Origin of the sequence: Arthrobacter sp. NPDC093139, from assembly GCF_044754165.1 — a bacterium.
GTDB lineage: Bacteria > Actinomycetota > Actinomycetes > Actinomycetales > Micrococcaceae > Arthrobacter.
This window is the reverse complement of sequence record NZ_JBIVOO010000001.1, coordinates 347,111-371,256: the sequence shown is the minus strand read 5'-3', so window position 1 is coordinate 371,256 and position 24,146 is coordinate 347,111. Positions and strand designations below refer to the sequence as shown.

General features: G+C 64.7%; 24 protein-coding genes. 12 read left to right on the top strand and 12 right to left on the bottom strand.

What is annotated here, in order from left to right:
• Positions 1–2,613 (bottom strand): PKD domain-containing protein (locus tag ACIP90_RS01865; RefSeq protein WP_400576258.1); only part of this gene is annotated, 2,613 nt, incomplete at its 3' end.
• A gap of 264 nt (positions 2,614–2,877) precedes the next feature.
• Here ACIP90_RS01865 and ACIP90_RS01860 point away from each other — a divergent pair.
• Positions 2,878–3,105, top strand: coding sequence for an MFS transporter (locus ACIP90_RS01860; protein WP_400576256.1), 228 nt, complete (start codon positions 2,878–2,880; stop codon positions 3,103–3,105).
• Between the two features lie 131 nt (positions 3,106–3,236).
• On the opposite strand, the gene ACIP90_RS01855 is transcribed toward ACIP90_RS01860, so the two are convergent.
• Positions 3,237–3,710, bottom strand: coding sequence for a VOC family protein (locus tag ACIP90_RS01855; protein WP_400576254.1), 474 nt, complete (start codon positions 3,708–3,710; stop codon positions 3,237–3,239).
• Between the two features lie 152 nt (positions 3,711–3,862).
• Here ACIP90_RS01855 and ACIP90_RS01850 point away from each other — a divergent pair, with 152 nt between their 5' ends.
• Positions 3,863–4,279, top strand: a complete 417-nt coding sequence (locus ACIP90_RS01850; protein WP_400576252.1) for a DUF3054 domain-containing protein — start codon at positions 3,863–3,865, stop codon at positions 4,277–4,279.
• A 72-nt stretch (positions 4,280–4,351) separates the two neighbouring features.
• Entirely contained in the window at positions 4,352–4,633 is a 282-nt protein-coding gene (locus ACIP90_RS01845; protein WP_400576250.1) for an Lrp/AsnC family transcriptional regulator, read from the top strand.
• A 23-nt stretch (positions 4,634–4,656) separates the two neighbouring features.
• Here the strand turns inward: ACIP90_RS01845 and ACIP90_RS01840 are convergent, their stop codons facing one another.
• Positions 4,657–5,595, bottom strand: a complete 939-nt coding sequence (locus tag ACIP90_RS01840; protein ID WP_400576248.1) for a siderophore-interacting protein — start codon at positions 5,593–5,595, stop codon at positions 4,657–4,659.
• 107 nt (positions 5,596–5,702) lie between these two features.
• Positions 5,703–6,725 carry an ABC transporter substrate-binding protein gene (locus ACIP90_RS01835; protein WP_400576246.1) on the bottom strand — a complete coding sequence of 341 codons (1,023 nt, stop codon included), beginning with the start codon at positions 6,723–6,725 and terminating at the stop codon, positions 5,703–5,705.
• A gap of 128 nt (positions 6,726–6,853) precedes the next feature.
• Between ACIP90_RS01835 and ACIP90_RS01830 the strand changes: the two genes are divergently transcribed.
• The 3 genes from ACIP90_RS01830 to ACIP90_RS01820 are packed head-to-tail and all read left to right on the top strand — an operon-like array spanning position 6,854 to position 9,830.
• Positions 6,854–7,918, top strand: a complete 1,065-nt coding sequence (locus tag ACIP90_RS01830; RefSeq protein WP_400576244.1) for a FecCD family ABC transporter permease — start codon at positions 6,854–6,856, stop codon at positions 7,916–7,918.
• Positions 7,915–9,006, top strand: a complete 1,092-nt coding sequence (locus ACIP90_RS01825; RefSeq protein ID WP_400576242.1) for a FecCD family ABC transporter permease — start codon at positions 7,915–7,917, stop codon at positions 9,004–9,006. The genes ACIP90_RS01830 and ACIP90_RS01825 overlap by 4 nt, the downstream gene beginning before the upstream one ends.
• Entirely contained in the window at positions 9,003–9,830 is an 828-nt protein-coding gene (locus ACIP90_RS01820; protein ID WP_400576240.1) for an ABC transporter ATP-binding protein, read from the top strand. The genes ACIP90_RS01825 and ACIP90_RS01820 overlap by 4 nt, the downstream gene beginning before the upstream one ends.
• 71 nt (positions 9,831–9,901) lie before the next feature.
• Here ACIP90_RS01820 and trpD read toward each other — a convergent pair whose 3' ends face one another.
• On the bottom strand, positions 9,902–10,960 hold the full coding sequence (gene trpD, locus ACIP90_RS01815; RefSeq protein WP_400576238.1) for an anthranilate phosphoribosyltransferase: 1,059 nt from the start codon (positions 10,958–10,960) through the stop codon (positions 9,902–9,904).
• A gap of 112 nt (positions 10,961–11,072) precedes the next feature.
• Here trpD and ACIP90_RS01810 point away from each other — a divergent pair, with 112 nt between their 5' ends.
• From ACIP90_RS01810 to ACIP90_RS01795, 4 genes are all read left to right on the top strand, one after another.
• The gene (locus ACIP90_RS01810; RefSeq protein ID WP_400576236.1) at positions 11,073–11,747 is read left to right on the top strand and encodes a heme-copper oxidase subunit III; all 675 of its coding nucleotides are present in this window, start codon (positions 11,073–11,075) and stop codon (positions 11,745–11,747) included.
• An 87-nt stretch (positions 11,748–11,834) separates the two neighbouring features.
• The gene (locus ACIP90_RS01805) at positions 11,835–12,623 is read left to right on the top strand and encodes a c-type cytochrome (RefSeq protein ID WP_400576234.1); all 789 of its coding nucleotides are present in this window, start codon (positions 11,835–11,837) and stop codon (positions 12,621–12,623) included.
• Positions 12,624–12,726: 103 nt separating this feature from the next.
• The gene (locus tag ACIP90_RS01800; RefSeq protein ID WP_400576232.1) at positions 12,727–13,797 is read left to right on the top strand and encodes a Rieske 2Fe-2S domain-containing protein; all 1,071 of its coding nucleotides are present in this window, start codon (positions 12,727–12,729) and stop codon (positions 13,795–13,797) included.
• Positions 13,775–15,445 (top strand): cytochrome bc complex cytochrome b subunit, encoded by a 1,671-nt coding sequence (locus ACIP90_RS01795; protein ID WP_400576230.1) that lies wholly within the window; start codon positions 13,775–13,777, stop codon positions 15,443–15,445. Before ACIP90_RS01800 ends, ACIP90_RS01795 begins: the two co-directional genes overlap by 23 nt.
• Before the next feature lie 138 nt (positions 15,446–15,583).
• Here the strand turns inward: ACIP90_RS01795 and ACIP90_RS01790 are convergent, their stop codons facing one another.
• Entirely contained in the window at positions 15,584–16,375 is a 792-nt protein-coding gene (locus tag ACIP90_RS01790; RefSeq protein ID WP_400576228.1) for a GntR family transcriptional regulator, read from the bottom strand.
• A 161-nt stretch (positions 16,376–16,536) separates the two neighbouring features.
• Between ACIP90_RS01790 and ACIP90_RS01785 the strand changes: the two genes are divergently transcribed.
• Entirely contained in the window at positions 16,537–16,848 is a 312-nt protein-coding gene (locus tag ACIP90_RS01785) for an HPr family phosphocarrier protein (protein ID WP_400576226.1), read from the top strand.
• A gap of 82 nt (positions 16,849–16,930) precedes the next feature.
• Here the strand turns inward: ACIP90_RS01785 and ACIP90_RS01780 are convergent, their stop codons facing one another.
• The 5 genes from ACIP90_RS01780 to ACIP90_RS01760 all read right to left on the bottom strand — a co-directional run bounded on the left by ACIP90_RS01780 (position 16,931) and on the right by ACIP90_RS01760 (position 22,142).
• Entirely contained in the window at positions 16,931–17,332 is a 402-nt protein-coding gene (locus ACIP90_RS01780) for a cytochrome c oxidase subunit 4 (protein WP_400576224.1), read from the bottom strand.
• On the bottom strand, positions 17,329–19,059 hold the full coding sequence (gene ctaD / locus ACIP90_RS01775; RefSeq protein WP_400576222.1) for a cytochrome c oxidase subunit I: 1,731 nt from the start codon (positions 19,057–19,059) through the stop codon (positions 17,329–17,331). The genes ACIP90_RS01780 and ctaD overlap by 4 nt, the downstream gene beginning before the upstream one ends.
• A 10-nt stretch (positions 19,060–19,069) precedes the next feature.
• A complete protein-coding gene (coxB, locus tag ACIP90_RS01770) occupies positions 19,070–19,942 on the bottom strand; it encodes a cytochrome c oxidase subunit II (protein ID WP_400576220.1) in 873 nt (290 codons plus the stop codon).
• Positions 19,943–20,127: 185 nt separating this feature from the next.
• Positions 20,128–20,517: a HesB/IscA family protein gene (locus ACIP90_RS01765; protein WP_400576218.1), complete on the bottom strand. Its 390-nt coding sequence runs from the start codon at positions 20,515–20,517 to the stop codon at positions 20,128–20,130.
• A gap of 194 nt (positions 20,518–20,711) precedes the next feature.
• Positions 20,712–22,142: a dipeptidase gene (locus ACIP90_RS01760; protein WP_400576216.1), complete on the bottom strand. Its 1,431-nt coding sequence runs from the start codon at positions 22,140–22,142 to the stop codon at positions 20,712–20,714.
• Between the two features lie 130 nt (positions 22,143–22,272).
• Between ACIP90_RS01760 and ACIP90_RS01755 the strand changes: the two genes are divergently transcribed.
• Positions 22,273–22,875 carry a DUF3043 domain-containing protein gene (locus tag ACIP90_RS01755; protein WP_400576214.1) on the top strand — a complete coding sequence of 201 codons (603 nt, stop codon included), beginning with the start codon at positions 22,273–22,275 and terminating at the stop codon, positions 22,873–22,875.
• Positions 22,876–23,025: 150 nt separating this feature from the next.
• On the opposite strand, the gene ACIP90_RS01750 is transcribed toward ACIP90_RS01755, so the two are convergent.
• Complete coding sequence (locus ACIP90_RS01750; protein ID WP_400576212.1) at positions 23,026–24,099, bottom strand: quinone-dependent dihydroorotate dehydrogenase; 1,074 nt, start codon at positions 24,097–24,099, stop codon at positions 23,026–23,028.
• Positions 24,100–24,146: the final 47 nt, after the last annotated feature.

The window sequence follows — 24,146 nt, the reverse complement described above, 5'->3', positions numbered from 1 at the left end:
CGGATTCTGCGAGGTTGACGTTGCGCCGTCACCGAACTCCCACGCCCACGACGTCGGCGAACCGGTGGAGGTGTCGGTGAAGTTCACCGCCAGCGGAGCCGTGCCCGTGGTCGGCGAGGCCGTGAACGACGCGACGGGGGCGGCAGGCCCGCTGACCGGGTTGACCGTAATCGTCCGCGTGCTCGAGGATGATCCGGCGGCGTTGGTGGCGGTCAGCCGTGCGGTGTAGGTCCCTGCCGTGGTGTAAGTGTGGGACGGATTCTGCGAGGTTGACGTTGCGCCGTCACCGAACTCCCACGCCCACGACGTCGGCGAACCGGTGGAGGTGTCGGTGAAGTTCACCGCCAGCGGGACTGTGCCCGTGGTCGGCGAGGCCGTGAACGACGCGACGGGCGCGGTGGGCCCGGGCGGCGGCACCGTCGCGCCCGGTTTCAGGGCGGTGCGCCAGGCGGCGACGGCTTTGCCGCTGCTGAAGGTCCAGGTGGCGGTGCCGGCCGCGCCGGCGGTGGCCTGGGTCCTGTCAGCCTGCTCCGCGACCTGGCCGCCGGTGGTTTCCCAGCGCTCGGTCCAGCCCGTGGGAGCAGTGGCTGCCGGGCTGGAGCTGTCGAACCCGAGCCCGCCGATGAGCAGGGCCCCGTTGCTGGCGGTGGTGATGCTGCCGACCGCGATGCTGGTCGCCGAGAAGCTCGAGTTGACGGCGGTGGCCACGGTACTGTCCAGCGGCGTGGTGGTGTTGACCCCGGTGTAGGCGGTGATGCCGCCGCCCCACTTCACGGCCGTGCTCAGCGTCCACGTATAGCTCGCCGGGTCGGCGGAACCAACCACCCGGTAGTACGCGAACACGCGGGCGCCGGTGCCGATCGAGAGCCCGCCGGTGATCGCGGTCCAGCCGGCCGGGACGGCAAGCGTGGGGTTCTTGTCCGCGGTGAAGGACGCCACCAGGACGTCACCGGCCGCCCGGCCGGTCGGCGCGGGCAGGGAGACCGTGGTGGTCACCGTTTCCGTGGACGCGGTCCGTGTGCTGCGCACGGCGATCTCGGCTGGGGTGCCGCCTCCGCCGGCAGGATCAACGGTGATCCTGCGCGTGCTGGTATCGGAGCCCTCGTCGTTGGTGACGGTCAGCCGGGCCGTGTAGGTCCCGGCCGCCGTGTAGGTGTGGGAGGGGTTTTGCGCGGTCGCGGTTTCGCCGTCGCCGAACTCCCACGCCCAGGACAGCGGGCCGCCGGTGGAGGTGTCGGTGAAGTTCACCGTCAACGGTGCCGTGCCGGACGTCGGTGAGGCCGTGAACGACGCGGTCGGGGCGCCGCCGGGCGGGGGCGGGGTGCCGAGGCTGCGGTCTGAATACCAGTAGCGTTTGGCGACGTGATCGGTGGCCATGACGACGATCCCGGTGACGGCGTTCACGCTCTGCTTGGTGCTGGTCACGTTGTTCATGTTGGCCGAATTGGCGTCCTCGATGACCGGCGTGCCGCGGCCGGTCCCGAAGACCGGGTTGTCCATGTCCGCGGTCTTTTCATAGATGCTGCCGGCCACCCCGGAAAACGCACACCCGCTGACCGTGGTCGAGGGTGCGGTGTGGAAGGCACGGACCAGGTTGTTCTCGGTATCGAGCAGGATCTGCGGACGCGAGACGCAGTCCCCGGTCCGGGCGATCGTGGTTTGCTCAAAAACCCCCGTGCCCGGCTTGAACACCACCAGCACCTCCTGGGCCAGGTTCGGATCCGTCGAGCCGTCATTGAGGCCGGTCTTCACCGCGGCATAAACCCGGCCGGTCGGATCGGCCTGCAGCGTCTTGATGTTCAGATGGTCATCAACCTGCCGGTTCCCGCGGATGGCTTCGCGGTGCCGCCACGACGACGCCGCCCTCGGATCGGTGCCGTCTCTGTGGGTGGCCCAGTGCGCGGTGCCGGTGGCCTGGTCCGTCCACATGATCCCGATTTCATCGCCCTTGAACGCCACGATGGCGGACAGGTCATCCGGCGTCGGGTTCGGGTCCGCCGCGCCCGGCACCACGAACGGGGTCCCCCAGCCCGTGCCGCCGGGGCCGGAACTGTTCACGAAAACGGTGTTCGTGGTGCTCGTGGCCTGGGTCCAGGTGGCCCACAGCGCCCCGGTGGAGTCCTTATCGATGGTCAGCGACTCGCTGCTGTTGTTCGAAATGGTCTCCGGGAACCCGCCGTCCAGCGAGTAGCTCCCGCCCGAGTAGCTGTAGCGGTACAGCCGGGCGGGCTGCCCGGACGCCGACGAACCCGACGTCACCACGTTCGAGGCAATGTACAACTTGCTGCCGTCCCACAACGTGTCCGAGGAACTGCTGCCCCGGCTGTCGCTCCGCACCCCGGTGTCCACCCACGTGGCCGTATCCCGGTCCAGCCGGTAAATGCTCCACCCGCTGCCCGTGGTCCACATGTTCGCCCACCAGGACCCGTCATTCCACCACAGCTTGCTCTGCGGCTTGTCCGCCGTCGGAGGGTTGCTCACCCCGGAATACGTGATGCTCGGCGTGCCGACAGTGGCCGCCTGCGCCGGGCCCGAGACGCCCACCAGGCCCCCCGCGGCGACGATGGACAAAACGAGCAAATGGCTGAACCAGCGGAGCGTTTTTTTCATCATTTCGTAGTTTCTCTTCGGCGATGAAAGTCATCCGGACGAGGAAAACCAACCCGTCCGGGATCAGCTACGGCCCAGCCCGGCTTGCGGCTGAGGCTGCTGGGAAGCGTCATTAGTCCACCTGAGGATGAAACATCACCCATCGTGCTCCCGCTAAGTTCTGAAAACCTTGGGATTGCCATGGAGGCGCACAGCTTCCCACCCGAATTAGGGGATCACTTCCGGCGTCGGCGCGGCAGCGGTGACGTGCCCCTCTACTTGGCTGGGATGGCCCCCGCCCACCCGCGGGGGCGCATGGTCACCATCAACGGGCTGATGATCGTGGCTGGTCAGATGCTCGCCTTCGCAATCAACGCCCTCCTGGACGCCCTTATTCATGACCCGCAGGTCTGGCGCCTCATGCTGGGCGTGGCGATGGACCGGCACCGGTCTCGCAGTGGTTCAGCAGGCGACGGGCATCACCACGGTGAACTACTACGCGCCCTCGATCCTTGAGCGCAGTGGACTCGGAGTCAGCGCCTCAGAGGCTACGGGCCGACTGCTCGACGCCCCCGGCCCCCGCCGGACCGGATACCGGGCGCATGCCGCTACGGCGGAGAAGGGGGGCCGAAGGGCACCCAGCCGCTTCAGCCGCCGTCGTACGCCTTTTGAATCTCTGCGATATCCAGTTTCCTCATCGAGAGCATCGCCTGCATGGCCCGCTGGGCTCCGGCGGCGTCCGGTCCGCCGAGGAGCCCGCCGAGCGCCGACGGGACAATCTGCCAGGAGACCCCGTACCTGTCCTTGAGCCAGCCGCACTGGCTCTCAGTCCCGCCGTGCGTCAGGGCGTTCCAGTAGCGGTCCACTTCGTCCTGGGACGCGCAGTCGACCGAGAACGAAACGGCTTCCGTGAACGAGGACGCAGGTCCCCCATTCAGCTCCTGGAACGCCTGGCCCTCAATGGTGAACTCCACAAACATGACCTGCCCTTCCGGGCCGGGGCCGCCTTCGTCGAAGCGCGAAACGCTGTTGATCCTGGCATTGTCAAAGACGGACACGTAGTACTCGGCCGCTTCTTCGGCCTGGTTGTCGAACCAAAGACAGGCAGTGATCTTTTGCATGATGCTTTCCTTCTCCCGGTACTCTTCCGGCGCCGGGCCAGCCGCTGGCCCCCGATGCTTGCCGGCTCGAGCGTAGCCCTGCGCGGGAGCCCTGACAACGGGTCGGGCAACAGATGGGCAACACCATGGCCGAAACGGCTAGGCTCAATGGCATGCGCCCGACGAAAAGTCCCACACGTTCGGAGCGGTCCATCCCCGCTGTCACCGCCTCCGCGGCAGCGGCCGATGCCCTGCTCATCATGGTGTTTGCAGCCATAGGCCGTGACGCCCATGCACGGGGCGACGTCATTACGGGAGTGCTCCTCACGGCGTGGCCGTTCCTCGCTGGCGCAGCAGTCACGTGGCTGCTGCTGCGGCTGTGGCGGGAACCGCTCGCGCTGTGGCCGGCCGGCGTGGCCGTATGGCTGGGCACGGTAGGCGTCGGGATGGCGCTGCGTGCCCTGACCGGGCAAACCGTGGTGCTGCCGTTCGTCATCGTCGCGCTCATCAGCCTCGCTGTGTTGCTCCTTGGCTACCGGGCTCTGGTCCTCGGGTTCCTGCGGCTGCGGCGATCACGACGGCGAGACTGATGTACTAGGCTGGCAGCACAGTATGCACCCCGCCGGCACTGCCGGGGCACAACAGATCCGGAAGGGTTACCAGTGATTACCGCCTTCGTCCTGATTAAGACAGACGCCTCGCGAATCCCCGAAACTGCCGAGGAAATTTCCGCCATCCAGGGCATTAGCGAGGTGTACTCGGTTACCGGAGAATGGGACCTCATTGCAGTGGCCCGGGTGTCACAGCACGAGGAACTTGCGGATGTCATCGCGGACAGGCTGTCCAAGGTCCCGGCCGTGGTCCACACCACTACCCACATCGCCTTCCGCGCATACTCGCAGCACGACCTTGACGCCGCGTTTGCGCTGGGCTTCGAGGAGTAACAGCGGTCATCCGCCCACGAGTATCAGCTGACCTGTTGTTTGACCGGGATGCCGTTGGCGCCCGATCCTGCCTTCCCGAGGCTCCAGTAGGCCCTTAGCTCGGATCGTTTGGGGTCCATGCCCAGATGCTGCACGAGGTGGATGCGAAGGTTCTTGACCGTGCTGGCTTCCGCTGCCACCCAGGCATACAGCTCCTCCGAAGCCTCACCGGCCGCATATGAACGCCGGACGGCGTCACACAGCAATTGGCCACGGGGTGCTTTCGTCGGGTTCCGGGCCAGCCAAGTGACCACTACTCCGGATTCGGACCTGAGATCCTGGAAGTCACTGTCATCGGGCACCTCCAGGAAGGCCCGGCCGGTGGCGCCAACAGGCAAAGCTTCGAGGATTGAGCTGACCGCCGGCACCGCCGTTTCGTCCCCGGCGAGAAGAACCTGGCGTGCGCCCTGGGGATCCCACCTGATGCCTGTCCCGGCGGGCGGGGCCGTTCTGCTGCTGAGGGCATCGGGGCCGACCAGGACAGCCGTGCTTCCGGGTTCTGCAGCCCGCGCCCAGTCAGACGCCGGGGCGGAACACGCGTCGTCGACAGCGTGTGAGACGGGGTGGGACGCGGCATGAATGACGAAATCGACATCGAGTTCCTGCCCATCCGGGGCGGCACGGAGTGCCCGCACGGTGTAGCTGCGCAGCCAGCCACGCTTTGGCTGGGCGATGCGGAGCCAGTCCTGGTACCACCCCTCCTGCAGTTGGCCGTCAGATGAGCCTGGCCTTGACAATGCGTGTCCCGGAACAGGCAGGAGCAGTTTGATCCTCAGGTCCAGCGTCGGGCCCGGGACTCCAAACCTCTCCAGACCAGGACCGCCGAACGTGATTCGGCGGACATGGGGGCTCAGTTGCCGGACGCGGCGGACGACGACGTCAAAAACCCGCAGCGGGCAGGTGCTGGATCCGGGGCTGCTCATTTTCCTCTTCCTTTGTTTCCGCTTGGATCGAGACCAAAGCAGTGGCCGGCAGCATGCCGAGCAGTTAATGCTGCCTCAGCTGCTGCCGGCCACCGCTTTCGGTCGGGCTACGGCAGGTGGGGATCCACTCCATAGTGCTTGGCCAGGTCCGTGATGACGGCATGAGCGCCCTGGATGCTCACGGAGGCGAGGAAGGTTGCGTCATCGACGGCGACGACATCGCCTTTCAGCTTCTTCCACAGCGGGTTGGACTGGAACTTCTCCTGCTGGGCCCGGGCCGTGTCGCCCTCCGGGCCGGGAGGCGTGAATGCGCTCACCATGACGAGGCCGGCGTCGCCCTGGAGGATCTGCTCGGACGAAAGCGGGACAAAAATTTCCTCGGTGCTGTCCGGAGCTGTCTTGGGCCGCGGGATGCGCATGTCCGCCATGATTTCGCCAATGAACGAGTTGGACGAGTACAGCCGGGCGGTGTCTCCGCCGGTGAAGCGGACGAGCGAGTATGTCGCGTCCGGCTTCTTCTTCAGGATCTCCGCACCCACCTTCTGGGCCCTGTCCTCGTAGGCCTTGACGAGCTCTTCGGCTTTCGCCTTTTTACCGAGCGCCTCGCCCAGGAAGACGACGTTTTCCTTCCAGGTCGGGCCGGTGCTCACGGAGAAAATGGTGGGCGCGATTTTGGACAACTGCGGGTAGAGGGCCTCGTGGCGGACCTTGGCGGAAACGATGAGGTCCGGCTGCAGCTCAAGGATCTTTTCCAGATTCGGCTCGGCCATGGTGCCAACGTTCACTGCATCCTTCGTGGCATCCGCGACGTCGCCGAGATACGGCGAGAAGGGTGCTTTCGGATCCTGGCGGTACTGCACGTAGCCGACCAGGTCAGCGCCGAGCAGGAGGGCAGCGTCGATGTAGCTGGGATCCAGCGCCACGACGCGCTTGGGTGCCGCTTCGATCGTGGTCTTGCCCATGGTGTGTTCCATGGTCAGGGGATAACCGGCAGACTGCGCGGCCGCCGCCTGTGTGGCGTCCGACCCCGCGGGTCCGCTGGTGGCGGCCGGGGTGCCGCAGGCAGCGGTGGCGAGCAGCGCCATGCCGGCGGCCGCCGCGCTGAAGTTCTTGAGGATGCGTGTTTTCACTGTTTCGCTTTCAAACGATGTGACGGGGGGTTCGACGTATTAGGCAAGGCTTACCTGTGTGTCTGCCGTAGACTGTAGCAGGCCTGCGGGAAATAGATTACAAAGACATGACTTAATGGAAGGACCGAGTGAAAACACTGGATCCGACCGACGCTTTGGCAGAGCCGGAGCTGGCGGAAGCATCCCGGCGCGGACGGCGCCCGGGCAGATCAGCGGTGCGCTGGCTGGCCACATCCTTGGCGGCGATGATTGCGGCGGCCGTCCTGAGCATTTGCATAGGCGGGCAGCCGTCGTCGCTACAGGAGGTCTGGCACGCACTGTTCACCCCGGACGGCACCGTCATGGATGTGACCGTGCGCGAGCTTCGCTGGCCGCGCACCGTCCTGGCTGTCTGTGCAGGAATCTGCCTGGGACTGGCCGGTACCCTGATCCAGGGACACACCCGGAATCCCGTTGCGGACCCCGGACTTTTGGGCATCAACCAGGGGGCGGCCCTGGCCATCGTTACCGCGACGGCGCTCGCCGGGGAGGCACCCGCGCTGGTGCAGGCTCTGCTGGCTTTCGCCGGAGCACTGGCCGCCAGCGTCCTGGTTTTTGCCGTTGGTTCTGCTGCCCGCCACGGCGCCACCCCCGTGACCCTGGTCCTGGCCGGGGCGGCGGTGACGGCGCTGTGTTCCGGGCTCGTGGCCGGCATCGTCCTGCTCAACGACCAGGCGCTCGACACTCTCCGGTTCTGGCAGGTCGGGTCGCTGGCCGGACACAGTGATGTGCTCACGGTGATCTGGCCGTTCATCTGCGCCGGCGCCATTCTGGCCGTGCTGAACATCCGGCCCTTGAACGCGCTGGCTCTGGGATCGGATGCGGCTGTTTCGCTGGGGATTTCCGTGTTCAAGGCCCGCGCCGCCGGAATCGCGGCCATCACTCTGCTGGCCGGTTCAGCGGTCACGATGGCAGGGCCGATTGCCTTCGCCGGGCTGCTGGTCCCCCACATCACCCGCACCCTGACCGGACCCGACTACCGCTGGCTGATACCGCTGTCCGCCGTGACGGGAGCGACGCTGCTGCTCCTGGCCGACACCGCGGGACGCGTCATAGCCCGTCCCGGCGAACTTTCCGTCGGAGTGGTCCTCGCCGTCGTCGGAGCCCCCTTCTTCGTCCATTTGGCCCGACGCCGCAGGCTGGCAACGCTATGACGGTCATCGAAAGCGGCCAGCGGACCGGCGCCGCCACCATCGGAGCGCTGCGCGTGGGGCCGGTGTCCATTCGGGTCAATCTCCGCCTGATGCTGGTGGGTGCCTTGCTCGCCGCGGTGCTGGTTGCCGCGATGGCCTTGCATGTTGCCTTCGGGGGGACACCCCTGCCATATCCAGATGTTCTTCGGGCGCTCTTCGGCGACATGTCCAGCCCCCGGACACATCTGGCTGTCACGGAGTTCCGCGCACCACGCATGGTTGCCGCCGTCCTGGTCGGCGCCTGCCTGGCCGCGGCCGGGGCCATCACCCAGACGGTGGCCCGCAATCCCCTGGCCAGCCCGGACCTGCTGGGGGTGACCGCAGGAGCGTCGCTCGGCGCGGTGGCAGTCCTGGTGATCGCGGGCGGAGGACATGCAGGGCTCAGCGGGCTCGCCGCCACCGTGGGCATGCCTGCTGCGGCTTTCACTGCCGGCATTCTCAGCGGTGTCGCGGTCTACGTGCTCGCCTACCGCAGGGGTTTGGACAGCTATCGGCTCGTCCTCGCCGGGCTTGGCATTTCTGGCCTTGCCGCGAGCCTCACCACCTGGATCCTGACTCTGGGCGACGTAACCAGCGCGGCACAAGCCCTGACCTGGATGACTGGCTCGCTCAACGGCAAGGACTGGACGACCGTCCAGCCGATGGCACTCAGCTCCGCGGTGCTCATCGCCGCCGCTGTCCTCAGCGGCCGGTGGCTGCTGCTGACCGGATTCGGCGAGGACACCGCCGTCGGGCTCGGCACCCGCATCGCGGCCGTGCGGCTGACCGTGCTGACCATTGCGGTGCTGCTGGCGTCCGTTGCCACGGTGACGGCGGGTCCGGTGGCCTTCGTTGCCCTGGCCAGCCCCCAGATCGCCCGGTCCCTGACATCGGGCGTTGTTCCCCCGGTCGGCGTCTCAGCCCTGGTGGGTGCGGTGTTCGTCCTTTTGGCCGACACGATTTCGGCCAACGCCCTCAGCGCTCCTTTGCCCGTCGGCGTCGCCACCGCCGTTCTGGGCGCACCGTTCCTGATCCACCTGCTCCTGAAGTACCAGCGGAGGCTGAGTTGAATATCGCCACACAGCGGCATGAAGGGCTGCGGACTGAAAACCTCAGCCTGGGCTACGACGGTCCCAACATCATCCATGACCTGTCCCTGACAATCCCGAATGAACGGATCACATCCATCATCGGGCCCAACGGATGCGGCAAGTCGACGCTCCTCCGCGGCCTAGGCAGGCTCATTGCGCCACGCTCAGGGGAAGTACTCCTGGACGGCGCGGCGCTGGGGAGCCGGTCCACGCGCCACATCGCCACGAGAATCAGCATCCTGCCGCAAACGCCCACGGCGCCTTCGGGGCTGACCGTGGCAGACCTGGTCTCCCGCGGCAGGCATCCGCGGCAAAAGTGGTACCAGCAGTTCTCGCCCGAAGACCAGTCGGTTGTTGAAGAGGCGCTCCGCGCCACCGACATCACGGAACTGGCCGACACTCCGCTCGAGGATCTGTCCGGAGGCCAGCGGCAACGGGCATGGATCTCCATGACCCTAGCCCAGGAAACCGGGATACTCCTCCTCGACGAGCCCACGACCTACCTGGACCTCGCCCACCAAGTGGATGTCCTGGAACTTGTGCGCCGATTGAACCGCCGCCACGACAGGACGGTGGTCATGGTGCTTCACGACATCTCGCTGGCAGCCCGCTACTCGGACCATATCGTTGCCATGAAGGACGGCCGCATCGTGGCGCAGGGAACGCCCGCAGAAGTGGTGACGCCGGAGCTGCTGCGCGAAGTTTTTGGGCTGGAGGCCCAGGTGGTGAGCGAACCGACCGACGGGCGTCCGCACGTCATTCCCATCGGGCAGCCTCTAACCGCCCCGTCGGCGGGCACCTAACCGTTCTGGAACACCCGCTGGCGGCCCGGCCCGTTATGCCCGGCCGGGCATGCTTGGCCGAATCGTCAGCCTTACCCTTGCGTGAGGCTGACCCACTTGTCCAGGACTGCGGCTGCCGCCCCCGAGTCGATGGACACAGCGGCGCGGGCCAGCGCCTTCCCCATGCGCTCAGTCAGGGGGCCTTCGGCGTCCACGTCATACGCCACCAGTCCGGCGGCCGCATTTAGCAGGACAGCATCGCGTGCTGGTCCGGCGTTGCCGGCCAGCACTTGGCGGACGACGGCGGCGTTCGCCTGGGCGTCTCCGCCGCGGAGTTCCTCTACCGTTGCGTGACGGATCCCGAGCTCCGCCGGCGAAAACTGCTGTTCGGTGACCCCGCCGTCGCGAATCTCCCAAACAGTCGACGGACCCGTGGTGGTCAGTTCGTCCAGGCCGTCGCTTCCGCGGAAGACGAGTCCGCGGCTGCCGCGCTTGGCCAGCACGCCGGCCACCAGCGGCGCCATCCGGGCGTTGGCCACACCAACGGCCGACGCCTGGACCCTTGCCGGGTTGGTGAGCGGACCAAGGAAGTTGAATGCCGTGGGTATCGCGAGCTCCCGGCGCGGCACAGCGGTGTGGCGGAACGACGGATGGAACACCTGGGCGAAGCAGAACGTGATGCCGGCCTCTTCGGCATTCCGTGCAACGTCAGCAATGGAGAGATCCAGCCGGACGCCCAGCGCTTCAAGCACATCTGCCGAACCGGACGACGACGATGCGGCGCGGTTGCCGTGCTTCACCACTTTGGCACCGGCACCGGCGCAGACGAGCGCGGCCATGGTGGAGATGTTAACGGTGTTCAGCTGGTCGCCGCCCGTGCCCACGATGTCGAGCTTCTCGCCAGAGATGTTGATGGGGTTGGCATGGGCAACCATGGCGTCGACAAGGCCTGCGATCTCGTCCACGGTCTCTCCCTTGGCGCGCAGCGCCACAAGGAATCCGGCGATCTGGGCAGGGGTGGCCTCACCCGACATGATGGTCCCCATGGCCCAGCCCGTACTCTCTGCCGTCAGGTCCTTACCGTCAATCAGCGTGGAGATGAGCCGCGGCCAGGTGTTACCTGCCGCCTGTGCCGATAGCTGTGAAGTCACCACCCGATGCTATCGAGGTGGGGCTTCCGATGACCAATATGAACCCCTCGGGGAACTTTTCCGCGCGATTTCGCGTCTTTGTAGAAAAAGTCCCCCGAAAAGGCGGTTTGCGTTGGGCAGGACGGAGTTTTATAGACATAATGTCTATGTGACATCTGCGACCCATGCCCCCAGTACCCCGGCGCACCCCACGCTGAACCGCCCCAATATGGTTTCCGTTGGAACCGTAGTCTGGCTGTCCAGCGAGTTGATGTTCTTCGCCGGCCTCTTCGCCATGTACTTCACCCTCCGCTCCACTTCCGGAGAGATGTGGGCTGAAGAGACGGCCAAGCTCAACTTCCCCTTTGCGCTCGTTAACACGATCGTCCTCGTGGCAAGTTCCTTTACTTGCCAGATGGGCGTCTTCGCCGCAGAGCGGCTCCAGCCTCGCCGCAGCGGTGGTCCCCTGCAGTTCACCCGCTGGGGCATGAACGAGTGGTTCACCCTGACATTCCTCATGGGCGCGTTCTTCGTGGCCGGCCAGTCCACCGAGTACGCGATGCTCGTCTCCGAGCACGTGACGCTGTCGTCCAACGCCTACGGTTCGGCGTTCTACATGACCACCGGCTTCCACGGCCTGCATGTTCTCGGCGGCCTGGTCGCGTTCCTCCTCATCATGGGCCGCTCCTTCGCCGCTAAGAAGTTCGGTCACTTCGAGGCAACCTCGGCGATTGTCACCTCCTACTACTGGCACTTCGTGGACGTCGTCTGGATTGGCCTCTTCCTGGTCATCTATGTCCTCATGTAACCAAAACTTCGCTCTTGTCCCCCAAGAGACTGAAATTCAAGAAGCGGCTCCCGGAGCCGACGCACGATCAAATAAAGGAACCACCACGTGAAGGCACTCTCGCAGAAGCGACGTCACCCACTGGCAGCAATAGCCCTGCTGTTGATGGGCCTCCTCCTCACTGGTGGGCTGTATGCCGTCGCCACCACCGTCAACGAGGCGAAGGCCAGCACCACCAACTTCAGCGCCAGTGATGTCGAGGAAGGCGAGAAGCTCTTCGAAGCGAACTGCGCCACCTGCCACGGCATGGGTGCCGGCGGTACGCAGGACGGTCCGTCCCTGGTAGGCGTCGGCGCCGCTGCCGTCGACTTCCAGGTTGGCACCGGCCGCATGCCCATGCAGATGAACGGCCCCCAGGCCTACGAGAAGCCTGCCCAGTTCAACGAGCAGCAGACCCACCAGCTCTCAGCCTATGTCGCCTCCCTGGGGGCCGGGCCAGCCATCCCCGAAGCAGCCCTCCTGGACGGACAGGGTGACGCAGCCAAGGGCGGCGAGCTGTTCCGCGTCAACTGCGCCATGTGCCACAACGCTGCGGCAGCAGGCGGCGCCCTGACCCGTGGCAAGTTCGCTCCGGCCTTGGCCGACACGTCGGGCAAGCACATCTACGAGGCGATGGTGACCGGTCCGCAGAACATGCCGGTCTTCAGTGACTCCAACATCACCCCCGAAGACAAGCGGGACATCATCACGTTCCTGAAGCAGATTGAGACCACGGGCTCCCCCGGAGGCGCCGACCTTGGAGCCCTCGGCCCGGTATCCGAAGGCCTTTTTGTCTGGATTGCAGGCCTGGGCGTCATCATTGCCTTCACCATCTGGCTGACGTCCCGCACGTCCTAGCACGCGCAGGGCATTCCAAATAAACGTCCTGCTGACCGTTCAGCGGGTTTGAAATTGAACACTAACTCGGCACCGCCGAGACGAGAGAAGGATGAGGCGAATCATGGGCAACCATAGTGACGGCAGTCCGATCCACTCGGGCACCGTAGCTACGGCTGGTCAGAATGAGGTGGAGAAGTTCCAGGACCCTGGAATTCCTCCGCATCGTTTGCGCCTGGCTGACACGGACCCGAAGGCCGCAAAACGAGCAGAACGGCAGGTAGCCGCGCTGTTCGGCACTTCGGTCGTTGGCACCGTGATCTTCCTGGTGGCGTACTTCGCCATCGACCTGGGCGATGACTCCTCGATCGCCACCATCAGGCTGCAGAACATGTTGCTTGGGATCGGCACAGCCTTTGCCATGCTTGGCATCGGCACGGGCATCGTGCACTGGGCCAAAGCCCTCATGCCGGACCACGAGGTCTCCGAGGAGCGCCACGCCATCCGCGAAGAGGATGACCGCGCGGCAGCAGTCCGGATCGTCGACGACATCGTCGAGGAAACCGGAATCAAGCGCCGCCCCCTCATCCGGAACACCCTGCTCGGTGCCGCTTTCTTCGCCCCATGGCCCGCGCTTGCCATCTTTGGCGATCTTGGTCCGCGCCCTGACAACAAGCTGGCGCACACCATGTGGGCCCCGACGGACGGCAAGCTCAAGCGGCTGGCCCGCGACCCCGACGGCACCCCCATTAAAGCGTCGGATGTCACCATCGGTTCCGCCTTCCACGTCATCCCGGAAGGCCTCAACGACCTCCACGAAGGCAAGCTGAACGAGAAGGCGAAGGCCGTCGTGCTGCTCATGCGCCTCGACCCGGCAAAGCTCAACCCTTCTCCGGGCCGCGAAAACTGGGGTTACAACGGCATCGTCGCCTACTCCAAAATCTGCACCCACGTTGGTTGCCCTGTCGCCCTCTATGAGCAGCAGACGCACCACCTGCTGTGCCCGTGCCACCAGTCAACCTTCGACCTGACAAAGGAATGCAAGGTTATCTTCGGCCCCGCCAGCCGCCCTCTCCCCCAGCTGCCCATCGCGGTTGATGACGAGGGCTACCTGGTCGCTACCAGCGACTTCAAAGAACCCGTAGGACCAAGTTACTGGGAGCGTGATCAGCATGAGCGCAGCATCAACAGCTAAAGCCCCCGCTTATGTAGCCAACACCAAAGTCGGACGCGTTACCGACTTCGTCGATGCACGCGTCGGCGGATCCGGTATTCTCCGCGAATTCGGCCGCAAGGTGTTCCCGGACCACTGGTCCTTCATGTTCGGCGAAGTGGCGTTGTACTCCTTCGTCATCCTCCTGCTCTCCGGAACGTTCCTCACGTTCTTCTTCGACCCGTCCATGGCGGAAACGCACTACAACGGCTCGTACACACCACTGAAGAACGTTGAAATGTCGGTGGCGTACAGCTCCTCGCTGGACATCTCCTTCGACGTCCGCGGCGGGCTGTTCATGCGCCAGGTGCACCACTGGGCGGCCCTGCTGTTCGTGGCGTCCGTCGCCGTGCACATGCTTCGCGTGTTCTTCACCGGCGCCTTCCGCAAGCCCCGTGAACTGAACTGGGTGGTGGGCGGCGTTCTGCTCATCCTGGCCATGGCTGCCGGCTTCACCGGTTACTCACTCCCCGATGACCTGCTGTCCGGCAACGGTCTGCGCATCATCGACGGCGTGATCAAGTCCATCCCTGTGATCGGCACGTACATCTCCTTCTTCCTTTTCGGCGGGGAGTTCCCCGGCACGTTGATCATCGGCCGCCTGTACGTGCTCCACATCCTGCTGGTCCCGGCACTGATCCTGCTGATGATCGTCCTGCACCTCTTCATGGTGGTTGTGCACAAGCACACCCAGTACCCCGGGCCGGGGCGCAACGACCACAACGTCGTCGGCTACCCGCTTGGACCGGTCTACGCTGCCAAGGCCGGTGGATTCTTCTTCATCGTCTTCGGTGTCATCGCTCTGATGGCAGGCTTCTTCACCATCAACCCGATTTGGAACTACGGGCCCTACGACCCCTCCCCCGTTTCGGCAGGCACCCAGCCTGACTGGTACATCGGCTGGGTTGACGGTGCACTGCGCCTGATGCCGGGTGTCCTCGGCGACTTCCACTTCGAGTTCGTTGTCTTCGGCTACGTGCTGACCCTCAACGTCCTGCTGCCGGCCCTCGTCCCGGCTGGCATCGTCTTCACCGTTCTGTTCATGTACCCGTGGATCGAGCGCTGGATCACCAAGGACGACCGCGAACACCACGTTCTCGACCGTCCGCGCAACGCTCCTACCCGAACCGCGATCGGCATGGCAGGGTTCACGTTCTACTGCGTCATGTGGGCGGCAGCCAGCTCCGACCTCATCGCAACCCACTTCATGGTTTCGCTGAACGACGTCACGTACTGGCTGCGGGCGCTGTTCTTCATCGGCCCGATCATCGCGTTCGTCGTCACGAAGCGCGTGGCCCTGGCCCTGCAGCGCAAGGACCGTGAAATCGCCCTCCACGGCCGTGAAACCGGACGCATCGTACGCCTCCCGCACGGTGAATTCATCGAGGTTCACGCCCCCCTGGACGAGTACAAGCGGTACAAGCTCGTGGGCTTCGAGTCTCCCGTTCCGCTGCCGGCCGAACCGAACGAACACGGTGTGGTGACCCGCAAGGAAAAGCGCCGCGCGGCGCTCTCCCGCTGGTTCTTCGAGGACAGGGTTGCCCCGGCAACCCCGGCCGAGCTGGAAGCCAGCCACGGCCACCACGAGGCTGTCGAAGCAGGCACGGGGCAGAAGACCCTCAGCCACTAGGAACAGCCAACGCGGCTAGCACTGCAGAAATGCCCGGTCCCTTGGGACCGGGCATTTCTGCGTCCCTGACTGGTGGCACAGTCGCCCACGCGGGGCGGCGCCCGCCGGCAGCCTCACGGCGCCTCAGCCGGCTTCTGGCTACTGGTTCCGGTACCCGGAGGCGTGATTGCGCGTGGGCCGTACGCCAGGGCGCTGCAGAGGCACCCAGAGCTTGTAGCGGTCGGCACGGTAGAAGGACACAGAATAGTCCACCATCGCGCGTGCAACGAAGGCGTGCCGCTGGATCTTCAGCAGCGGCGCACCGATTTCGACATTCAGCAGCCGTGCGGTGGAGGGCGAAGCGGCGGTGGCTTCGATCATGTCCTCCCCCCATTCCATGACCAGGCCGAACTGTTCGCTCAGGACGTTGTAGAGCGAGGTTGGGGGCTCGCCGTCCAGCAGTCCCGGTACACGGTGGGCCGGAATGAAGTTCTCATCAACGCTCATCGGCTCATTATCGGCCAGCAGCAGGCGCCGGAAGCGCACCAGGGGCGTTCCCTCCTCCAGCTGGAGTTCACGCGCGAGAAAGGCACTGGCGGCTATCTGTTCGAAGCTGAGCACCCTGGCTGCCGGCACCATGCCGCGGCGCTGCATCTCCTCGCTGTACGAGGTCAGTTTCACCTGCAAATCGAGCTTAGGCTTGCGGACGAACGTACCCAGGCCCACCACGCGCTCAATGACCTCTTCGCCCACCAGAGCATCAATGGCTTGGCGGACGGTCATGCGGGCGAGTCCGAATCTTTCGGCCAGGTCCCGTTCCGAAGGAAGCCCCGAACCGGGCGGACAGGACGTCGAAATGTACGTCCGAAGGATTTCCCTCAGCTGAACATAGATGGGGACGCCCGACTTCCGGTCAATCTCACCGACGATGCCCGCAGCGCTAGCGGCCATGGCGGCTGGTCCTGAAAGTCATATTCACACTTCAAGAATATGCCACTTCCCTGCGAGGTCTAGACCAGCCTCCGGCGCACGGATGGGCCCTTCCACAACGATATTCTTAAAGGCGAACGATGAAGACGACGGCGTCATTCCGTCCGAATAGAGGAGTCCAGTTGCCAGTTCGCAAGGCAATCGTTTCAGCAGCCATAGGGCTGCATGCCCGCCCAGCGGCGGTTTTCGTCCGTGCTGTCACGGACACCGGTCTGCCGGTGACCATCAGGAAGGACGGCATAGACGCCGTTGACGCCAGGTCCCTGCTGGAGGTGATGACCGCCGATTTCAACTGCGGCTGCGAAGTGGAACTCGGAATCACGGAATCCGCTCTGCCGGCAGGCCGCAGCATCACCGACGCCGAAGCCGCATTGACCGGCCTGGCCGAGCTGCTGGAGTCGCAGGCATCCCGGGAGTCTCAGGCGACTGCCTAGCATGCCAACAACAAAGGACGGCGGGCCCCACCAAAAGGTGGGGCCCGCCGTCGTTAGCTGTCTGAGTGCCGAAACCTACAGCCTAGTGGGCGTGATCGCCGCGGCTGTACTCGTACACCCAGCCTACGAGGGTGATGATCGCCATGCCTGCGGCAATGAAGGTCATCCAGAACCCGATGGCGAGACCCAGGAAACCTGCCGCGCAGGTCAGACCAAGCATCAGGGGCCACCAGCTCCAGGGGCTGAAGTGCCCTTGCTCGCCGGCACCCTCGTGGATCTCGGCGTCGTTGCGGTCCTCGGGGCGCAGGCCGACGCGCTTACCGGTAAACCCGAGGTAGGCGCCGATCATGCCTGCAAGGCCGCCAACGAGCAGGATGCCCAGGATGCCCACCCATTCAGACCAGTCGGTGAGGAACCCGTAAATCACCGAGACCGGTACGAAGAAGAAGACTCCGGCTCCAAAAATCCAAGATTCGATCTTCACTGCGCAGTGTCCTTCTGATCGGCGTTACCGAGTACCGATGCTGCCGGTGCCGGTGACTCAACGGTGTTTGACTGGGAGAGTTCAGGGTGGTGCAGGTCCAGAGCCGGACGTTCCGAACGGATGCGCGGCAGGGACGTGAAGTTGTGGCGCGGCGGCGGGCAGGAAGTGGCCCACTCCAGCGAAGCGCCGAAGCCCCAGGGATCGTCCACCGTGACTTTTTCGCTGTTGCGGGCGGTGACGTAGACGTTCCACAGGAACGGGATCAGCGACGCGCCCAGCACGAACGAGGAGATCGTGGAGAACTGGTTCATCCAGGTGAAGTTGTCCTCGATCATGTAGTCCGCGTAGCGGCGCGGCATGCCTTCAACACCCAGCCAGTGCTGGATCAGGAACGTGCCGTGGAAGCCGAGGAACAGGAGCCAGAAGTGGATCTTGCCGAGGCGCTCGTTGAGCATCTTGCCCGTCCACTTCGGCCACCAGAAGTAGAAGCCGGCGAACATCGCGAACACCACGGTGCCGAACACCACGTAGTGGAAGTGCGCCACCACGAAGTACGAGTCAGAGACGTGGAAGTCCAGCGGCGGGGAGGCAAGGATGATGCCGGTAAGGCCGCCGAAGAGGAACGTGATGAGGAAGCCGATGCTCCACAGCATCGGGGTCTCGAACGTGATCGAACCCCGCCACATCGTCCCGATCCAGTTGAAAAACTTCACGCCGGTGGGCACCGCGATGAGCATGGTCATGAAGGCGAAGAACGGCAGCAGCACCGAACCGGTCACGTACATGTGGTGCGCCCACACGGTCACCGACAGGGCGGCGATGGCGATCGTTGCGTAGACCAGACCCTTGTACCCGAAGATAGGCTTGCGGCTGAACACCGGGAAGATCTCGGACACGATGCCGAAGAACGGCAGCGCGATGATGTACACCTCGGGGTGGCCGAAGAACCAGAACAGGTGCTGCCACAGGACGGCGCCCCCGTTTTCCGGGTCAAAGATGTGGGCTCCGAAGCGGCGGTCCGCGCCGAGCGCGAACAGTGCGGCAGCCAGCGGCGGGAAGGCCATCAGGACCAGAATGGCCGTGACCAGCGTGTTCCAGGTGAAGATCGGCATGCGCCACATGGTCATGCCCGGGGCACGCATGCAAATGATGGTGGTGATGAAGTTCACGGCACCGAGGATGGTGCCGAAGCCGGACAGCGCCAGGCCGAAGACCCACAGGTCACCACCGATGCCGGGGCTGAACGTCGTGTTGGACAGCGGCGCGTAGGCGAACCAGCCGAACGAGGCGGCACCCTGCGGGGTGATGAAACCGGACACGGCAATGGTTGAACCGAAGAGGAAGAACCAGAAGGCCAGGGCGTTCAGCCGCGGGAAGGCGACGTCGGGGGCGCCGATCTGCAGCGGCATGATGACGTTCGCGAACCCTGCGAAGAGCGGGGTGGCGAACATCAGCAGCATGACCGTGCCGTGCATCGTGAACAGCTGGTTGTACTGTTCCTTGGTCTGCAGGATCTGCATGCCGGGCTCGAAAAGTTCGGCACGGATGAGCAGCGCCATCACGCCGCCAAGGCAGAAGAACACGAAGGACGCGATCAGGTACATGTACCCGATGGTCTTGTGGTCGGTGGACGTAATCCAGTTGACGACCACGCGCCCCTTGGATTTCGGTACTACGGGTGCTGCGGGAGATTCCAGGATCCCGGCGGATTGAGTGTAAGTAGCCACGTCGCTCCCCTTACTTCGTCTCGGTCAGGCTCGGGTTGCGGTCATACTCTTCGCCGAGCAGGCCCGTGTTGCCGTCCTGGCGGAGCTGGTTCATGTGCGCCTGGAATTCGGACTCGGAAACAACCTTCACGCGGAAGAGCATTTCGGAGTGGTATTCACCGCAGAGCTCGGCGCACTTGCCGTCGTAGGTGCCTTCCTTGGTGGGCGTGAACCGGATGTAGTTGGTCTTACCCGGGATCATGTCGCGCTTCTGCAGGAAGGCGGGAACCCAGAAGGAGTGGATGACGTCGCGGGCGTTCAGCTCCACGTCGACGGACTTGCCAACGGGCAGGTAGAGCGTGGGGAGCTTCTCCTTGTCCACGGCTTCACCGGTCAGGTGCGCCTGGACGCCGGCTTCGTGGACGTCCTCCTTGATGACCTCGCCCTTCTTGTAGTTGAAGTCCCAGGCCCACTGCTTGCCGCGGACGTCGACGACGACGTCGGCTGGCTGCGAACGGTCATCGATGGCCTGCTGGTCGCGGTCGGTGAAGTAGAAGAACACCAGCACCATGAACAGCGGGATGGTCAGGTAGAAGACCTCGAGCGGCAGGTTGAAGCTGGTCTGTCGCGGGAATCCGACGGTTCCCTTGCGGCGCCGGTACGCGACGAGGCACCAGACGATCAAACCCCAGGTAATGATGCCCACCACGAGCGCGGCAATCCATGAGTTGACCCAGAGGTCCATGATGCGGTCGGTATTACTGGTGGTCCCCCGCTCAGTGGGCAGCCACCCCTTCTCTACCACTGGCGAACATCCGGTCAAAACCAACGCGCCGGCGATTGCCAAGCCAGTGATCGTAGTGATCGTTTTGCGTCGGCTGCCGGTTCGGTTCTGCGAACTCACAGACGGCCCTTCCTACTTGTTGCTGTTGCCAGGGCGGCCTATGGCGTCCCGGGCACACTAAAGGTTTTACTACTCGGTGTAGAGCTTACCGCTCCCCGCGCGTTTTCGCCCACATGTCGGCGTCAGTGTGGCGGCGCCGGTGATTACCGGCGCCGCCACAGCACGAGGAAGGGCAAACGGGCCCGTTAGTGGAATGAATCACCGCAGGCGCATGAACCGCCTGCATTGGGGTTATCGATAGTGAACCCCTGCTTGGAGATGGTGTCCTCAAAGTCGATGCTGGCGCCGCTGAGATACGGCACGCTCATCTTGTCGACCACGACCTCGACGCCGTCGTAGTCGCGCACGGCGTCGCCCTCCAGAAGGCGCTCATCGAAGTAAAGCTGGTAAATAAGTCCGGAGCAGCCGCCCGGCTGCACGGCAACGCGAAGACGGAGGTCTGTGCGGCCTTCCTGCTCAAGGAGGCTGCGGACCTTGCCGGCGGCAACGTCTGTCAGCTGAACCTCGTGGCTCGCCAGTTCGGCACTTTCCGTGCCGGTGGATTCGGAGCTGTTTTCATTGGTCGTAGTGCTCATTGGCCTACCTTCTAACGACGGTCCTGGCGGCCCCGCGTGCACGGCGCCTGCCCCTACGGAAACGGTATGGGCTATAACTACATGCTACGTCGATAGCATGCGTAGCTCTAACTACAGGCGTAACCATGGCCGGCAGCGACTTGTTCCCGGACGGACCGCCGCAGGCCTGACAGGGCGCCAGCTCCCATCAGATGTCAGCCAAGACCCTGGCTATTGATGCGCGCGAGGAGCAGCGCCTCGGCCACAACGGCATTGCGGAAGTCCCCAATGTGGAGGGATTCATTGGCGGAGTGGGCACGGGAGTCCGGGTCCTCCACGCCCGTGACCAGGATCTGCGCGTCCGGATACAGCTCAGTCAGGTCCGAAATGAACGGAATGGAGCCGCCGATGCCCATCTCCACGGCAGGCACGCCCCAGGACTCCCCCAGAGCCCACATGGCATATTCGGCCGCAGCTGATCCCCTGTCCGTGAGGTAGGCATTGCCGCTCTCCCCTGGCGTAAACACGACCTCCGCCCCGAACGGCACATTGGCTTCGACGTGGCGCCGGACTGCGTCCATGGCTTCGGCAGGCACCTGGCCGGGGGCCAGGCGGAGGCTGAACTTTGCCCGGGCCCGCGGCAGCAGCGTGTTCGAGGCCATCTCAACCGCGGGCGCGTCGAAGCCGATGATGGACAGGGCCGGCTTGGTCCACATGCGGGAGGCAATCGAACCCGTACCGGCCAGCTGCACACCGTCGAGCACTGAAGCGTCGGCCCTGAACTCCTCCTCGGTCAGGTCAACGGCGGCTTCGTCATAGCCTGTGAGTCCGTCGATGGCCACGCTGCCTTCATCGTCGTGCAGGGTAGCGATGAGACGGGACAAAAGAGTGGGGGCGTCCAGCACTGGGCCGCCATACATCCCGGAGTGCACTGCGTGGTCGAGGACCTGGACTTCAATGGTTCCGTCGATGAGGCCGCGGAGGCTCGTGGTGAGCGCCGGAATGCCCACCTTCCAGTTGCTGGAGTCCGCCACGACAATGACGTCGGCACGGAGCAGTTCCCGGTGCGTTTCCAGGAACGTGCGGAAGGTCGGCGAACCCGCTTCTTCCTCTCCTTCAAAGAACAGGGTCACGCCCAGCCCGAACTGCTCGCCGAGCACGCGGGTCACGGCTCCGTAGGCAGCAATGTGCGCCATGATTCCGGCTTTGTCGTCGGCGGCTCCGCGGCCGTAAAGCCGCCCATCACGTTCGACGGCGGTAAAGGGCTCGGATTCCCACAGCACCGGATCGCCCGGCGGCTGCACGTCGTGGTGGGCATAGAGCAGGATGGTCGGCTTTCCTTCTGCCGGTTCGCGGCGCGCCACAACGGCAGGTCCGCCGGCCGTCCCGTCCACTTTGTTACAGCGCAGAATCCGGACATCTTCGAAACCGGCGCCCTGAACCAGCGCGGCAACGGCCTCGGCGCTGCGGTCCAGCTGCGCAGGATCGAAGCTGGCCCAGGCGATGCCGGGGATGCTGACCAGGTCCTTCAGATCGGAAATGGTGGCATCAAAGCCGGCGCTCACGGCATTGCGCAGGGCGTCCGTATCGACGCCGGCAACCGAACTGCCCGATTGTTGCGGAGTGGCCGCTGATGTTGAAGTCATGGCCAAAACACTACCCGCGGCACAGGCCACGACATACAAGGCGGCACAAGGCCCGCCATGCGGGTGTCACGGGGCTTGGCCCTCGCTCCGGCATGACCGCAGGCGCGGTCCTGCAAGGTATTCTGATTTGGTGTTTGGACGTAAAAAAGAAGCGCCAGCGGCGCAGGACGTAGTAGACCAGCAGGCTGCTGATGCAGCTGCCCGGCAGCCCGGGGTCATGGGCAAGGGGGCACCCACGCCCAAGCGCAAGGCGCAGGAAGCAGCACGCAAGCGGCCTCTCGTGCCCGAGGACCGCAAGGCCTCAAGGGCCGCCGAGCGGGCCGCCGTGCAGGAGCAGCGCCTGAAAATGCGCCAGGCGCTCGATACCGGCGACGAGAGGTTCCTTCCGATCCGTGACAAGGGGCCGCAGAAGCGGTTCGCCCGCGACTATGTGGACGCTCGGTTCAGCCTCGGCGAATACCTCATGTTCGGTGCCTTGATCTTTGTGATCGTGTCCCTGGTGGTTCCGTCCTCGAGCGAACAGATGATATATGTCCTCGGCGGTTTCTGGGTCATGTTCCTCGCAGTCTTCGTGGACGTGTTCATCCTGTCCCGGCAGCTTCGCAAGCGGCTGACTCAGAAGTTCGGCGAGGTGGAGCGCGGCACTGTCTGGTATGGCTCAATGCGTTCCCTCCAGTTCCGGAAGCTTCGCCTCCCCAAGGCGCAGGTGCGGCGCGGCCAGTTCCCGTCCTGACCCCCAGCGTTCCATTCTCCGGGCCTCGTTCCGGATCCGGCGCGGAAAATACAGCAGCCCCCGGCGGTGTCACCGCCGGGGGCTGCTGTATTTCTACGTTGGAAATCCCTGTGCCGGTGGCCCTCCTGCACAGGAACGCGCAGGCTGCGTTTAGGCAGCGCGCCGGGACTTCGCCAAACGCCTGTTGATGCGCGCCGCCCAGAACGGACCTTCATAGAGGAACGCCGTGTATCCCTGAACGAGCGTGGCACCGGCATCCAGCCGGTCCTGGACGTCCTCGGGCGTCTCCACTCCGCCCACGGAAACCAGCGTCAGGCGGCCGTCCGTTGCGTCCCTGAGCCGACGCAAAACCTCCAGCGAGCGGGCCTTCAAGGGAGCCCCGGACAGTCCCCCCGCCCCGCAGGCTTCAATCTTTTCGCTGTCAGACTTCAGGCCCGTCCGTCCGATGGTCGTGTTCGTTGCGATGATGCCGTCGAGGCCCAGGTCCAGTGCGAGCCGGGCAACGTCGTCGATGTCCTCATCGCTGAGGTCCGGGGCGATCTTGACCAGCAGGGGCACGTGCCGGCCGGCCGCTTTGTCAGCTTCCTCCCCCACAGCCGTCAAAAGGGGCCGCAGCGTCTCCACGTTCTGCAGGAGCCGGAGGCCCGGCGTGTTTGGGGAACTCACGTTCACCACGAGGTAGTCTGCAGCCGGAGCGAGGCTGCGCGCGCTGATGAGGTAGTCCTCTACAGCGTCTTCAAGTTCCACAACCTTGCTTTTGCCGATGTTGACGCCGATGAGGGGACGAACCTTGGGGTGACGCCGTTGCAGGGCAGCCCGGGCTGACTTGAGGCGCGGTGCCACGGCCGCCGCGCCGTCGTTGTTGAATCCCATCCTGTTGATGACCGCGCGGTCTTCGATGAGCCGGAACAGCCGCGGCTGTTCGTTGCCCGGCTGGGCGCGGCCGGTGATGGTCCCCACCTCCACGTGCCCGAAGCCGAGCTCCGACAGGGCCTCGATGCCGTGGCCTTCCTTGTCAAAGCCGGCGGCGAGCCCGAACGGCGAGGGAAAGGTAAGCCCAAAGGCATTCGTCTGCAGGGACGCGGGCGGGGCCGTAAACCGTGCCAGCAACCGGCCCGCCCCGGTGGAATGGGCCAGCCGGATGCCTTTGAAGCCGATTTTGTGGGCGCGTTCGGCGTCCATCCATGAAAAGGCCAGCCTGAAGAAAGTGGGATATACGCGCATGCCTCTAGTTTTCCGTCTTCGGCGGTGCAGACCAAACCGGCCACGGC

What these genes read in the sequence shown, in the direction of transcription:
- ACIP90_RS01860 (WP_400576256.1), top strand. Translation starts at nt 2,878, where the DNA reads ATGGCCCCCGCCCACCCGCGGGGGCGCATGGTCACCATCAACGGGCTG.
- ACIP90_RS01855 (WP_400576254.1), bottom strand. Translation starts at nt 3,710, where the DNA reads ATGCAAAAGATCACTGCCTGTCTTTGGTTCGACAACCAGGCCGAAGAA.
- ACIP90_RS01850 (WP_400576252.1), top strand. Translation starts at nt 3,863, where the DNA reads ATGCGCCCGACGAAAAGTCCCACACGTTCGGAGCGGTCCATCCCCGCT.
- ACIP90_RS01840 (WP_400576248.1), bottom strand. Translation starts at nt 5,595, where the DNA reads ATGAGCAGCCCCGGATCCAGCACCTGCCCGCTGCGGGTTTTTGACGTC.
- ACIP90_RS01825 (WP_400576242.1), top strand. Translation starts at nt 7,915, where the DNA reads ATGACGGTCATCGAAAGCGGCCAGCGGACCGGCGCCGCCACCATCGGA.
- ACIP90_RS01800 (WP_400576232.1), top strand. Translation starts at nt 12,727, where the DNA reads ATGGGCAACCATAGTGACGGCAGTCCGATCCACTCGGGCACCGTAGCT.
- ACIP90_RS01795 (WP_400576230.1), top strand. Translation starts at nt 13,775, where the DNA reads ATGAGCGCAGCATCAACAGCTAAAGCCCCCGCTTATGTAGCCAACACC.
- ACIP90_RS01790 (WP_400576228.1), bottom strand. Translation starts at nt 16,375, where the DNA reads ATGGCCGCTAGCGCTGCGGGCATCGTCGGTGAGATTGACCGGAAGTCG.
- ACIP90_RS01765 (WP_400576218.1), bottom strand. Translation starts at nt 20,517, where the DNA reads ATGAGCACTACGACCAATGAAAACAGCTCCGAATCCACCGGCACGGAA.
- ACIP90_RS01760 (WP_400576216.1), bottom strand. Translation starts at nt 22,142, where the DNA reads ATGACTTCAACATCAGCGGCCACTCCGCAACAATCGGGCAGTTCGGTT.
- ACIP90_RS01750 (WP_400576212.1), bottom strand. Translation starts at nt 24,099, where the DNA reads ATGCGCGTATATCCCACTTTCTTCAGGCTGGCCTTTTCATGGATGGAC.